The 12,669-nt window shown below is 63.8% G+C and carries 10 protein-coding genes; all 10 read left to right on the forward strand.

Going from position 1 to position 12,669, the window contains the following annotated elements; genetic code table 11:
• Positions 1-137 precede the first annotated feature (137 nt).
• The 10 genes from SKP52_RS04375 (at position 138) to SKP52_RS04420 (ending at position 12,669) form a co-directional block, all read left to right on the forward strand.
• Entirely contained in the window at positions 138-1,058 is a 921-nt protein-coding gene (locus SKP52_RS04375; RefSeq protein WP_052207804.1) for an MBL fold metallo-hydrolase, read from the forward strand.
• Positions 1,055-1,669, forward strand: a complete 615-nt coding sequence (locus tag SKP52_RS04380; RefSeq protein WP_039572174.1) for a DUF4230 domain-containing protein — start codon at positions 1,055-1,057, stop codon at positions 1,667-1,669. The genes SKP52_RS04375 and SKP52_RS04380 overlap by 4 nt, the downstream gene beginning before the upstream one ends.
• A gap of 65 nt (positions 1,670-1,734) precedes the next feature.
• Entirely contained in the window at positions 1,735-2,448 is a 714-nt protein-coding gene (locus tag SKP52_RS04385) for an adenylate cyclase (protein ID WP_039572176.1), read from the forward strand.
• Between the two features lie 68 nt (positions 2,449-2,516).
• Positions 2,517-3,506: a quinolinate synthase NadA gene (nadA, locus tag SKP52_RS04390; RefSeq protein WP_039572179.1), complete on the forward strand. Its 990-nt coding sequence runs from the start codon at positions 2,517-2,519 to the stop codon at positions 3,504-3,506.
• Between the two features lie 129 nt (positions 3,507-3,635).
• Positions 3,636-4,721 carry a DUF2853 family protein gene (locus SKP52_RS26885; protein WP_081997206.1) on the forward strand — a complete coding sequence of 362 codons (1,086 nt, stop codon included), beginning with the start codon at positions 3,636-3,638 and terminating at the stop codon, positions 4,719-4,721.
• A gap of 1,012 nt (positions 4,722-5,733) precedes the next feature.
• A complete protein-coding gene (locus tag SKP52_RS04400) occupies positions 5,734-5,997 on the forward strand; it encodes a GlsB/YeaQ/YmgE family stress response membrane protein (protein WP_039572182.1) in 264 nt (87 codons plus the stop codon).
• A gap of 119 nt (positions 5,998-6,116) precedes the next feature.
• Positions 6,117-6,386 (forward strand): GlsB/YeaQ/YmgE family stress response membrane protein, encoded by a 270-nt coding sequence (locus tag SKP52_RS04405; RefSeq protein WP_039572184.1) that lies wholly within the window; start codon positions 6,117-6,119, stop codon positions 6,384-6,386.
• A gap of 315 nt (positions 6,387-6,701) precedes the next feature.
• The gene (locus SKP52_RS04410; protein WP_081997207.1) at positions 6,702-7,868 is read left to right on the forward strand and encodes an efflux RND transporter periplasmic adaptor subunit; all 1,167 of its coding nucleotides are present in this window, start codon (positions 6,702-6,704) and stop codon (positions 7,866-7,868) included.
• Positions 7,869-7,916: 48 nt separating this feature from the next.
• Positions 7,917-11,333, forward strand: a complete 3,417-nt coding sequence (locus SKP52_RS04415; RefSeq protein WP_039572186.1) for an efflux RND transporter permease subunit — start codon at positions 7,917-7,919, stop codon at positions 11,331-11,333.
• Between the two features lie 70 nt (positions 11,334-11,403).
• On the forward strand, positions 11,404-12,669 hold the full coding sequence (locus tag SKP52_RS04420; RefSeq protein ID WP_039572188.1) for a DUF445 domain-containing protein: 1,266 nt from the start codon (positions 11,404-11,406) through the stop codon (positions 12,667-12,669).

Raw genomic sequence — 12,669 nt, forward strand, 5'->3', positions numbered from 1 at the left:
CCCCGGTGGGGCCGGCGGCAGGGGCGGGGAAAAGGGGGCGGCCCATGTCGCTCCCTTTTTCGCGTCGCTCCCTTTTTGGGTGCGCTTTTTCGAGGCCATCTCTTTTCCTTCGCGGCGCGCGATGCCACATGGGTGGGATGAGCGAAGAAAAGCCATGGCCCGACAGCATCCAAGCCGGCGAGTGCGAGCAGCATGAGCCGCTGGTGCGCCGCGTCCTCGCGCCCAACCCATCGCCCTATACCTACACCGGCACCCAGACGTGGATCGTCGGGGCGGGGAGCGACGTCGCGGTGATCGATCCGGGTCCGACCGGATCAGGGCTGAGCATCGGCGATCCCTCCGACATCAACGGCATCGGCCATGTCGACGCGATCTTGCGCGCGGTAGAAGGCCAGCGCGTCGCCGCGATCCTTTGCACCCACACCCACCGTGATCATTCGCCCGCTGCGGCGCCGCTGAAGGAAGCGACCGGGGCGCCCATCATCGGCTGCGCGCCGCTGGCGCTCAGCGACGACGGCCCACGCGCCGATTCTGCGTTCGACCCCGATTATGCGCCCGACCGCGTGCTCACCGACGGCGAGCGGATTTCGGGCGACGGCTGGACGCTCGAGGCGGTTGCGACCCCCGGGCATACCTCGAACCATCTCTGCTTCGGGCTGGTCGAGAGTGGCGCATTGTTCACCGGCGACCATGTCATGGCCTGGTCGACCAGCGTGGTCAGTCCGCCCGACGGCGACATGGCGGCTTATATGGCCAGTCTCTCGAAACTCTATGACCGCGACGATCGCGTCTATTATCCGGCGCACGGCGCCGCGGTGACCAAGCCGCGGCAGCTTGTCCGCGGGATGCTCGGCCACCGCAAGCAGCGCGAGCGGCAGATTTTGCGGGAACTCGAAAAGGGCACAAGCGTCATCCCCGAGATGGTGAAACATATGTACAAGGGGCTCGACCCGCGGCTGACCGGTGCCGCCGGCCGATCGGTGCTCGCGCATCTGATCGACCTGGAAAATCGCGGCCGCGTCGCGCGCGATGCCGAACGGTGGAGGCTGGTGGCATGAGCAAGGGCCTGTTCCGCGCCGCGCTCGTCGCTATACTGGGGCTCGCGCTGTTTTTCGGCTGGCGTGCATGGCAAGATTGGCAGCGCGGCTATGATCCCGAAACCGTCGTCGCGGCGAGCCTGCAGGGATTGCAGGAACAGAATGTGCTCGTGCCCTTCACCGCGCGCTATGTTGCGGTGGTGACGTCGACGCAAAGCCGGTTAGGGCTGAGCGCCCAGAAGACTATGATTATGCCCGGCACCGTTCGCTACGAACTCGACCTCGGCAAGCTGAAGCAGTCCGATCTCGACTGGGATGCGTCGACCAATGCGCTGACCGTTACCTTGCCGCCGCTGCGGCTCGCGGGCCCCGAAATCGATATCGACGCGATCAGCGAATATCGCGACGGCGAGATATTGCTGACCTTGACCGACGCCGAGCGCACGCTCGACGCCGCGAACCGCAAGCGCGCGCAGGAGGAACTGATCGCGCAGGCGATGGGTGCGACGCCGATGCGGCTCGCGCAGGGCGCGGCGCGCACCGCGGTTGAGCAGAGCTTTGCGATGCCGCTGAAGGCTGCGGGGATCGATGCCAAAGTGACCGCGCGCTTCGCCGACGCGCCGACTGGGTAATTCCCGGCTTTCGGCGCTTTCGCCGTCAGGCTATCCTCCGCGCCGGTCGGGCAGGGGGAACAGGCATGGCTAGCACCGCAGGGGGCGCCGAGCGCGCCGAACTTTTCTGGCATCGCATGGCGATTGGCCTCGCGATCTTCATCGTCTTCGCTTTTCTGCAATTCGCGCTTAGGGGCTTTGTCGACCCGGTCGCGGCGCCCTTCTGGGTGCATCTGCACGGCGTTGCGATGCTGGCGTGGCTGGCGCTGCTGATCGTTCAGCCAACGCTCGTCGCGCGCGACAATCTGGCATTGCATCGCAAACTCGGTTGGGCCGGGGGCGCGCTTGCGATATTCATCACCTGTCTGGGTATTTTTACCGGCGTCGCATCGCTGGTGCTGGGCCGCTTCCCCCCTTTCTTCGCGCCGTCCTATTTTCTCGCGCTCATCACCGTCGAGTCGCTAGTCTTCGGGCTGATGGTCTGGGCGGCGGTGCGCCGTCGCCATACGACCGCGTGGCACCGGCGGCTGATGATCGGCGCGACGATCGTCATCCTCGAACCCGCGCTCGGCCGTGTCCTGCCGTTGCCGCTGATGGTCGGCTGGTCCGACATTCCGATCGGACTGGTCCAGCTTGGCGTCGTCGGGATCATCGCGCTTTATGACCGCCGCACGCTCGGCCGCGTTCATCCCGCGACAAGGGCGATCGCGGCGATTGTCATCGCGGTGCGCATCACCATCTATCTTCTGTCGATGACGCCCCCCGTCATCGCGCTCGCGGAGCGGCTGGTCGGCGCATAGCCGAATTGCCCTGCCGCGGGCGGCGGTGTAGGGGGATCGCCAAGGCTAAAGCCATATAAGGAAAAGCGATGACTGCTCCCATTCGCGAGAATCTCTCGGGCCTCGACCTGCGCGCCGAAATCGAGCGCCTTCGCAAGGAACGCAATGCCGTCATTCTCGCGCATTATTACCAGAAACCCGAGATTCAGGATCTCGCCGATTTCGTCGGCGACTCGCTCGAACTGTCGCGCAAGGCGGCCGAGACCGATGCCGATGTCATAGCGTTCTGCGGCGTCAAGTTCATGGCCGAGACCGCGAAGATCCTCAGTCCCGAAAAAATCGTCATCCTGCCCGATATGGATGCGGGATGCAGCCTTGAGGACAGCTGCCCGCCCGAACAGTTCAAGCGCTTCCGCGAAAAGCACCCCGATCATATTGCGCTGACCTACATCAACTGTTCGGCGGCCGTGAAGGCGCTCTCGGACATCATCGTCACCTCTTCGAGCGCCGAGACGATCATTAGCCAGATCCCCGAAAGCCAGCCGATCATCTTTGGCCCCGACCGCCACCTTGGCGGCTATCTCAACCGCAAGTTCGGGCGCGAGATGCTGCTGTGGCCGGGCGTGTGCATCGTGCATGAGGCGTTCAGCGAGACCGAGCTGATCAAATTGAAGGCGCAGCATCCGGGGGCTCCCGTCGCGGCGCACCCCGAATGCCCGGCGCATATCGTCGATCATGCCGATTATGTCGGGTCGACCAGCGGCATCCTGCAATTCGCCAAGACCTTCCCCGGCGACACGCTGATCGTCGCGACCGAGCCGCACATCATCCACCAGATGGAGCTCGCGCTGCCCGAAAAGACCTTCATCGGCGCGCCGGGGGCCGACGGCAACTGCAACTGCAACATCTGCCCCTATATGGCGCTCAACACGATGGAGAAGCTCTACATCGCGCTGCGCGATCTGAAGCCGCAGATCGAGATGGAGGAGGGCCTGCGGCTGGCCGCGCGCAAGAGCCTCGACCGCATGCTCGAGATGGCGTCGGGCACCGTGGGCAAGGGCGATCTCGGCACGCGATAAGGCCGTTATCCTGCCCGAGATGTTGCATTTGCGGAAAATGATATAAGTTCCGCCTCCTAAGGCGTGAGTCTCGCCCCCCGTGCGAGCGTCTGACGGCGAACCCTTGCGTCTGGGCAGGAGGAAAATCGCATGGCAGAAGATTGGCTGGCGGATGTCAGGAAATATGTCGCGGACGCCGATGAAGCGGTGGTGTCGAAAATCGTCGCATATCTCGGCATCGCCCTCAGAAACCGCGATTCCTCGCTCGTTTCCTTTTCCGATCCAACGGAAACCGACCGCGTTCGCGAGAATTTCCTCAAAAAGAAATTGGGGCTGACCGACGATGACGCGACGCTCGATGCGGCGATCGCAGGCGTCGGCGAGCGAATGAAGGGCGACACGACCAAGAACCGCGTCACCGTCTATTATCTCCTCGCGCAGCATTTCGGCCTGCTCTCGCTCTTTGGCGGTGCCGCGGGTGCTGCTGCGGGCCTAGCCGCCGTCGGCGGGCTGAGCGGCGACGCTGGCAAGGACGATGATGCGGCCTCGGCCGTTCCGCTGGCGGCGGCGGGCCTGGCTGGCGCGTCGGCTATCCCCGCCGCCGTGCCGCCGACGGCCGCCTCACCGGCTCCCGCGCATACCCCGGCTCCGTCGGCGGCAAGTCCGCAAACCGCTTATTCGAGCGACGAAGGCGAAAAGGGCGGCGGCATGGGCTGGTTACCCTGGTTGCTGCTTTTGCTGGTGCTCGCGGCGCTGCTCTTCTTCGGGCTGCGTTATTGTTCGAAACAGGAGGCGGCCGTCGCGCCAGCCTCGGACGAGACGGCGATCAGCGAGACGGTCGCGCCCGCCGATACGGGCACGGCGCCTGTCGCCGCCATCCCGGAAGGCGCCGGGGTCGTCGCGGTGGACCGCGAGGGCAAGCCGATGCTGACGGTCTATTTCGACACGGGCAAATCGGAGGTGTCGAACGATCTGACGGCTGCGGCGGCGTCGGTGAAGGCGTATCTCGATGGCAACCCGGCCGCGACCTTGTCGGTGTCGGGTTATAACGACCCGACGGGCGATGCGGCTGCCAATGCCGAATTGTCCAAGAACCGCGCGCAGAGCGTGAAGGCGGCGCTCGAGACGCTTGGCTTTTCTGCCGACAAGGTCGTGCTCGAAAAGCCGGCCGAGGCGACGGCCACCGGCACCGACAATTCGGCGGCGCGCCGGGTCGAGGTGACCGTGAAGGGCTGATCGTCCTTCGGGCGTCAAAAGAAAGCGGGGCCTGACGGCCTCGCTTTTTTTGATACCGAGTCGCGGCTCGTGGCCGAAAAATCGACTCGATGGATCGCCTCTTGGCCGAGTCGGGGTGAATTCCGAATCCGAAAATGCTGCACAGTTGTTACAAAAATGCTGCGGTGAATCCGCTTGTTGCTAATACCGGACTTATCCACAAGCGCGGACCATCAAGAGCGCCTTTTCGCCGATTTTTTGTTGGCGACCCGAACGCTTCATGTCAGCTTCAAATCATCGGAAGACAGAGACGACAGACCACCGGGACATCAAGGGTAGTTGCAAGACTAGCCAGAAGAGAACGGACGGATTGGCGAGGAACTCTACCGATAGCCTGGTCACGGAACGTAGCGATTCCCACGAGTTGATACGGACCCGATCGGGTACAGGAAATGCAGTCCATCGCTTGGACAGCGACTGCTTCGGCGGACGCAAGAAGAGATGATGAAGGGCTTTCCAGGTGCGGCCGGCCCCCGAAAGGGGGCCGACCAAACCGTCGCCGGATTGTTCCGGCGTGCGTCGCAACGCATCGTTTTGCGGGCTGCTGATCGCAAGAGAAGCGGACCGGGATGAAGTGAGGCGGAGTGCGTGGGGCAAAGCCGGATAGTGGGGGTTGGCAGCGATGCCGGCCCCCATTTCGCATGCGCGGATCGCGTGCATCACGTTGTCGCGTGCATCACATTGTCGACGCGCCCGGCGCCTTCAGCTGCCTCCGATATATATATTTTCGCGCGAGTGACTTTCGTCACATCAGCGTCAAACGCGACTGCTTAATCCCCCTTTGCGACCCGGAGACGTTCCCGATCAGGAACCGATCCCACTTTCCCGGCCGAGCCCACGCGGGCCGGCCGGGAACCTTTCGCGCCCCAGCCGCATTGTTTGGGCATCGTTGAAACGATGTCCGGGCGCGACCGGACGTTCATATGATCGCCGGGTGTCGGCGTTTGCCCGGCGGCTCAGGGAAGGGAAAATCATGGGTCTTATCATTACATTGATCGTCGGCGGCATCATCGGCTGGCTCGCCAGCATCGTCATGCGTACGGATGCGCAGCAGGGTATTATCCTGAATGTCGTTGTGGGTATCGTCGGGGCGTTCCTCGGCAATTTCCTCGGCAGCTTCTTCGGCATGGGCGCCAGCCTCGACACCTTCAGTCCGATCGGGCTGCTCTGGGCCTTCATCGGTGCGGTGGTGCTGCTCGGCATCATCAATCTGATCCGGCGCGGCAGCGTTCGCTAAACGGCGCGGCGGCGGGGCGTTGGCCCCGCCGCCATTCCGCTAGGCGATATCAAATATTTGAGTTACCAATATGATGCCTGCAATGTCAGGCGCCAACATCGATCGTAGGGGGTCATCATATGACTTGGATTATCGCTATCATCATGGGCGGCGTTATCGGCTGGCTTGCCAGCATCGTGATGCGTACCGACGCCCAGCAAGGCATCTTCCTCAACATCATCGTCGGTTGTATCGGATCGATCCTCGGCCGCTTCCTGTTCGGCAGCTTCCTGGGGGGCGGGCATCTTCGCGGGGACGCGTTCGACCCGATGACCTTGCTTACCGCCTTTATCGGCGCGGTGATCCTGCTCGGAATCGTTAACCTCGTGCGGCGCGGCCGCGTGCGCTGACCGCAGGTAATTAGCGGCCGAACATTGGGATCGGCCGGAAGAAAAGGGTGGCCGCCGCAGGGCGCGCCGCCCTTTTTCATGCCCGTAACCACTGGAAATTGCGCGAACATAGGCCTAAGAGCCGCGGTCCGGGGCGCAGGGGGGACGGCGAAGTTTCGCCTCTTGCCAGTGGTGATTTAATTAGGTAATACACCTCGCAGAGGATTGATCCTGTCGTGCGGGGTCGAGGGGGCAGGCGCTTGCGTCTGTCGCAGCATGATGCCGCGCAAGGCGGGGAGGGTTTTCGGCGTGAACTACGAGCGGAAAGTGGATGTGATGGACAGCCTGGCGGGCACGCAGAGCTTTTATGAGGACGCCGACAACAGCCGGCGCAAGCGGACGTTTCTGATCGTCGCGCTGGTGCTGATCGCGCTCGCGCTGGTCGCCACATGGTACGCGTTCACGCAGAGCAAGGGCGCTGCCGATGTCGAAGGGCAGGGCGCCGCGGCGATGCCGAACGTCACGGTGGTCATTCCCGGCCGCGTGTCGGTCGAGGCCGCGATTTCCGCGAACGGCACGATTGCGGCGCGACGCGAAATGCCGGTCGGCGTTGCGGGCGAGGGCGGGCAGGTCGTGCGCGTCCTCGTCGAGCCCGGCCAGTGGGTCGGCGCGGGGCAGACGCTCGCGGTCATCGATCGATCGGTCCAGGCGCAGCAAGCCGCGAGTCTTGCGGCATCGATCCGTGTTGCACAGGCCGATGCCAATCTGGCGCAGGCCGAACTGGAACGCGCGCAGGCGCTTGTCGGGCGCGGCTTCATCTCCAAGGCCGACATGGATCGCAAGCGCGCCACGCGCGATGCCGCCAACGCGCGCGTACGCGTCGCGCAGGCGCAATATGGCGAGGCCACCGCGCGCAACAATCGCCTTAACATCGTTGCACCCGCCGCGGGTCTCATTCTCACGCGGCAGGTCGAGCCCGGCCAGATCGTCGGCGCGGGCAGCGGAATCCTGTTCCGGATGGCGCGTGGCGGCGAGATGGAAATGCTCGCGCAAATGGCGGAAGCCGATCTGGCGCGCGTCCAGATCGGCACGCGCGCGACGGTGACGCCGGTCGGTACCACGACGCAGATCGCGGGACAGGTCTGGCAGAAGTCGCCGGTCATCAACATGGATACGCGTCAGGGCACGGTCCGCATCGCGGTTCCGTACAGCGACGCGCTGCGTCCGGGCGGCTTTGCCGATGCGCGATTGATCGCGGGCACCGCCGAAGCGCCGCTGCTTCCCGAAAGCGCGGTGCAGAGCGGTCCCGAGGGCAATTATGTGCTGATCGTCGATGGTAAGAACATGATCAAGCGCCAGCCGGTGAAGGTCGGCGAGGTCACCGACAATGGCGTGTCGATCGCGTCGGGGCTGACGGGCAACGAGCGGGTCGTCGCGCTGGCGGGCGCCTTCCTCAACCCCGGCGACAAGGTGAAGCCGGTCGTCCAGAAATCGTCGCAATAACCGGCCAAACGGCACGCGTAGAGATTTAGTGCACAAGGGCGTTTGATCATGAGCTTTCGCAACATTTCCGCCTGGTGCATCCGTAATCCGGTGCCGCCGATCGTGTTGTTCATCCTGCTGTTGCTGGCGGGCGTCGTCAGCTTCAACCGGATGGACGTCAACGACAATCCCGACGTCGAATTCCCGCTTGTCCAGGTCATCGTCGTCCAGCCCGGCGCGGCCCCGTCCGAGCTGGAAACGCAGGTCACGCAGCGCGTCGAGGCTGCGGTGCGCAGCGTCAGCGGCGTTGACGAGCTATCCTCCTATGTCTCCGAGGGAAACAGCCGTACGATGGTGCAGTTCGCGATCGGCACCCCGATCGACCGCGCCTATAATGACGTCAACCAGGCGGTGCAGCAGATCCGCAGCGACCTGCCCGAAGGCATTCTCGAACCGCAGGTCGTGCGCGTCGATGCCGCCGGCGGTCCGATCACCTATTTTGCGGTCGAGACGTCGGACATGACGCTCGAACAACTGAGCTGGTTCGTCGACAATACGGTCGCCAAGGATTTGCTGTCGATCCCCGGCATGGCGAAAGTCAGCCGCTCGGGTGGTGTGAGCCGCGAGATTCGCGTCATCCTCGATCCCGCGCGGATGCAAAGCTATGGCCTCACCGCGAGCCAGGTTAACCAGCAACTGCGCCAGACGAACGTCAACGCCGCGGGCGGCCGCACCGAAATCGCGGGCTCCGAACAGGCGGTGCGCGTGCTGGGCAATGCCGAAAACGCCTTCCAGCTCGGCGAAACGACGATCTCGGTCGGCAATGGGCGGACGATCCGCCTTTCCGACGTCGCCAAAGTAACCGACGGCTACGCCGAACAGCGCAACCTAGCGAAGATCAATGGGCGGCAGGTGCTTAGTTTCTCGATCGAGAAGGCCAAGGGCTCGTCGGACGTCACCGTCCATGACGAGGCGATGAAGAAGCTCGCCGAGATCAAGAAGGCGAACCCGCAGGTCGAATTCAAGATCCTCTTCACCAAGACCGAATATGTGAAGGAGCAGTATCGCAGCTCGATGCTCGCGATGATCGAGGGTGCGATCCTCGCCGTCGTCGTCGTGTTCCTCTTCCTGCGCGACTGGCGCGCGACGTTGATCAGCGCGCTCGCGATCCCGCTCTCGGCGATCCCGACCTTCTGGTTCATGGACATGATGGGCTTTTCGCTGAACGGCCTGTCGCTGCTCGCGCTTAGCCTTGTCGCCGGGGTGCTCGTCGACGATGCGATCGTGGAGATCGAGAATATCGTCCGGCACATGCGCATGGGCAAGACGGCGTATCAGGCGTCGATCGACGCTGCCGACGAAATCGGCCTCGCGGTCGTCGCGACGACAATGTCGATCGTTGCGGTCTTCCTGCCCGTCGCACTGATGCCCGGCATTTCGGGGCAATTCTTCATCCAGTTCGGCATGACCGTCGTGTTCGCCGTGCTCGTCAGCCTCGCGGTAGCGCGCATGATCACGCCGATGATCGCCGCCTATTTCCTGTCGGCGCAGGGCGAGCAGGACCATGCCTCGGGCCCGTGGGTCGACCGCTACGAACGCATCCTCGCGTGGACGCTCGACAACCGCAAGCATCACGCGATCCGCGCGCGTTATGAAGCGCATTCGACGAAGCTCGCCTATCTGGCGGTGCCGCTGATCCTTGCCGGTCTGTCGGTGCTCTATGCGATCTATGCCTATTTCCAGCCCGTTCCGATCGGGCAGGACAAGCCCAATACGGCGATGTACTTCATGCTGAAGACGCCGGTCGATGCGATCCTCACCTATCTGGGCGTTGCGTTGCTGATCATTTTGCTCGGCGCGCTCGCGTGGCTGATCGGCGTGCGCCAGCCGGGCTTTACCAACTGGGCCAGGTTCATGGTCCAGCGCGCCTGGGCACGCCTGTTCGACCATCGCGTCTGGATCGTCGGGATCGGGGCAGCGTCGCTTGCGATGAGCGTCGTCCTGCTGATGGTTCTGCCGCAGCAGTTCCAGCCGACGATCAACAGCGACTATAGCCAGATCCGCTACGAACTGCCGCCGGGCTCGACGCTCGCGCAGAGCGAAACGATCTCGGACCAGATCGCCGCCATCCTGTCGAAAGACAAGAATGTCGAAAACGCCTTCTATGAGGTGAATGTCAATGACGGCGGCGTTTATATCACGCTGAAGAAAAGCCGTGAGGTCAGCAGTGTCGATTGGGAACGCAGCCTGCAGCCGCAAATGGCGGCGATCCCCGACGCGCGCGTGACGTTCCAGAGCCAGTCTGGCGGCTTTTCGGGCCGCGACATGACGATGGTCATCGGCGGCGACGATCCGGTCGCGCTCGAAAACCACGCGCGCCTGATCGTGTCGCAGATGGAAAAGTTGAAGGAAGTGCGCGCGCCGCGGATCGAGGGCGACATTCCGCGCCCCGAGATCATCGTGACGCCGCGCCTCGACCTTGCCGCCGAACTCGGCGTGACGACGGCGGCGCTCAGCCAGACGATCCGTATCGCGACGCTGGGCGACATCGACCAGAATGCGGCGAAATTCTCGCTGTCGGATCGCCAGATCCCGATCCGCGTGCTCCTGTCCGAAGATTCGCGCCGCAGCCTTGCGACGATCGAGAATCTGCCGGTGCCGACCTCGCGCGGGACGACGGTGCCGCTGAAATCGATCGCTTCGATCGGCTTTGGCTCGGGCCCCACGGAACTTCGCCGGTACAACCAGACGCGGCGCATCGTGATCGGCGCCGACCTGGCGCCGGGGCTGGTGACGGGCGATGCGCAGAAGAAAATCGACGCGCTGCCCGCGGTCAAGAATATGCCGCAGGGCGTTCGCAAGGTCATTCAGGGCGACGCCAAATGGCAGGCCGAACTGATCACCAACTTCATGATCGCGGTCGTCTCGGGCCTCCTGCTCGTCTTCTCGACGCTGGTGCTGCTCTATCGCCGCTTCCTGTCGCCGCTGGTCAATATGTCGTCATTGCTGCTCGCGCCTTTGGGCGGGCTACTCGGCCTCTGGATCACGGGCATGGAAGTTTCGATGCCCGTCTATATCGGCCTCCTTATGTTGCTCGGCATCGTTGCGAAAAACTCGATCCTGCTCGTCGATTTCGCGATCGAGGAGATGGATCATGGCGTCGAGAAAAACGCCGCGCTGCTCGATGCCGGGCGCAAGCGTGCGCAGCCGATCGTCATGACGACGGTGGCGATGGTCGCGGGCATGGTGCCGACGGCGTTGTCGCTGTCGGGCGACGGCGCGTGGCGCCAGCCGATGGGCATCGTCGTGATCGGCGGCCTGATCCTGTCGACGCTGCTGACGCTGTTGATCGTCCCCGCGGGCTTCAGCCTGGCCGACAGCATGGAAAAACGGCTCGGCCGCTTCTTCTCGGGCAATTTGCTGACCTATCGCAAGGGCGACGATACGAAGCCGCACGGCAAGCCCGCGCCCGAGCCGGCGGAATAATGGGCGCGCTCCGGCGCGGCAAGCGACTGCGCCGGTTGCAACCTTTGCGGCATTTCGCCATTTGGTTGGTATGACCGATCATATGCTTTCCCGGCCGATTGGCGTCGCCATTCCCGCGAGAGGATCGAACATCCGCGTCGTCGCGACGGGCTTGCTGATCGTCATGGCGTTCGTCTTCCTCGGCGCCAAATATTATCAGGACGTCCATCCCGCGATCGGCTTTGTCCGTGCCTTTGCCGAGGCGGCGATGGTCGGCGGGCTGGCCGACTGGTTTGCGGTCACCGCGCTGTTCCGCCACCCGATGGGGCTTCCGATCCCGCACACCGCGATCATCCCGCGCAACAAGAACCGCATCGGCGACACGCTGGCGCGCTTCCTGCTCACCAATTTCCTGCTGCCACGCTTGATCGCGCGCAAGATGCAGACGGTCGACATCGCGGGCGCGGTCGGCAAATTCCTGTCCGAACCGGCCGAAGGCGGCGGGCGGTTGCGGCTCGGCGCGTCGCGCATCATCGCCGATGGACTTGGTGCGCTCGACCAGCAGCGGCTTGGCGGCATCGTCAAATCGGCGATCGCCGACCGGCTTCGCGAACTCGACGTCGCGCCGTTGCTCGGGCAGGCGCTGCAAGCCGCGCTCGCCGAGGGGCGGCATCAACCGTTATTGGATGCGATGGTCAAATGGGGATCGAAGACCCTCGAACTCAACGAGCATCTTATCCACCAGATGGTCCACGACAATTCGAACGCAATCGTGCGCTTCACCGGGCTCGACGAAAGCATCTCGAACCGCATCGTCGCAGGGCTTGGCAAGCTGCTCAGCGAAATGGCGGTCGACGAGACGCATCCACTGCGCATCCGCGTCGAGGAGGGGCTCGCGAAGATGGCGCTCGACCTGCAACATGATCCCGAGGTGAAGGCCAAGGTAGCCAAGGTCCGCGACGAGCTGCTCGAAAACAAGGCGGTCAAACGCTGGCTCGACGGCCTGTGGGAACAGGGCCGCACCGCGTTGCTCAAGGCGGCGCGCAACCCCGACACGCTGCTGGCAGGCCGGATCGGCGAACTGGTTACGCAGTTCGGTTCGATACTGGGCGAGGATGCGGCGATCAAGCGCACGCTCAACCGCTACGCCCGCCGCGCCGTCGTCGGTGTCGTCGACAGTTACGGCGAGACGGCGCTCAGGCTGGTGTCGGACACGATCCGCGGCTGGGATGCGAAGACGATCACCGATCGGCTGGAAAATGCCGTCGGCGACGACCTGCAATATATCCGGATCAATGGAACATTGGTTGGCGGGCTGGTCGGGGTGCTGATCCACACGGTCGATGTGCTGATTTAG

The organism is Sphingopyxis fribergensis (genome assembly GCF_000803645.1).
Taxonomy (GTDB): Bacteria; Pseudomonadota; Alphaproteobacteria; order Sphingomonadales; family Sphingomonadaceae; genus Sphingopyxis; species Sphingopyxis fribergensis.

What these genes read in the sequence shown, in the direction of transcription:
- SKP52_RS04375 (WP_052207804.1), top strand. Translation starts at nt 138, where the DNA reads ATGAGCGAAGAAAAGCCATGGCCCGACAGCATCCAAGCCGGCGAGTGC.
- SKP52_RS04380 (WP_039572174.1), top strand. Translation starts at nt 1,055, where the DNA reads ATGAGCAAGGGCCTGTTCCGCGCCGCGCTCGTCGCTATACTGGGGCTC.
- SKP52_RS04385 (WP_039572176.1), top strand. Translation starts at nt 1,735, where the DNA reads ATGGCTAGCACCGCAGGGGGCGCCGAGCGCGCCGAACTTTTCTGGCAT.
- nadA (WP_039572179.1), top strand. Translation starts at nt 2,517, where the DNA reads ATGACTGCTCCCATTCGCGAGAATCTCTCGGGCCTCGACCTGCGCGCC.
- SKP52_RS26885 (WP_081997206.1), top strand. Translation starts at nt 3,636, where the DNA reads ATGGCAGAAGATTGGCTGGCGGATGTCAGGAAATATGTCGCGGACGCC.
- SKP52_RS04400 (WP_039572182.1), top strand. Translation starts at nt 5,734, where the DNA reads ATGGGTCTTATCATTACATTGATCGTCGGCGGCATCATCGGCTGGCTC.
- SKP52_RS04405 (WP_039572184.1), top strand. Translation starts at nt 6,117, where the DNA reads ATGACTTGGATTATCGCTATCATCATGGGCGGCGTTATCGGCTGGCTT.
- SKP52_RS04410 (WP_081997207.1), top strand. Translation starts at nt 6,702, where the DNA reads ATGGACAGCCTGGCGGGCACGCAGAGCTTTTATGAGGACGCCGACAAC.
- SKP52_RS04415 (WP_039572186.1), top strand. Translation starts at nt 7,917, where the DNA reads ATGAGCTTTCGCAACATTTCCGCCTGGTGCATCCGTAATCCGGTGCCG.
- SKP52_RS04420 (WP_039572188.1), top strand. Translation starts at nt 11,404, where the DNA reads ATGACCGATCATATGCTTTCCCGGCCGATTGGCGTCGCCATTCCCGCG.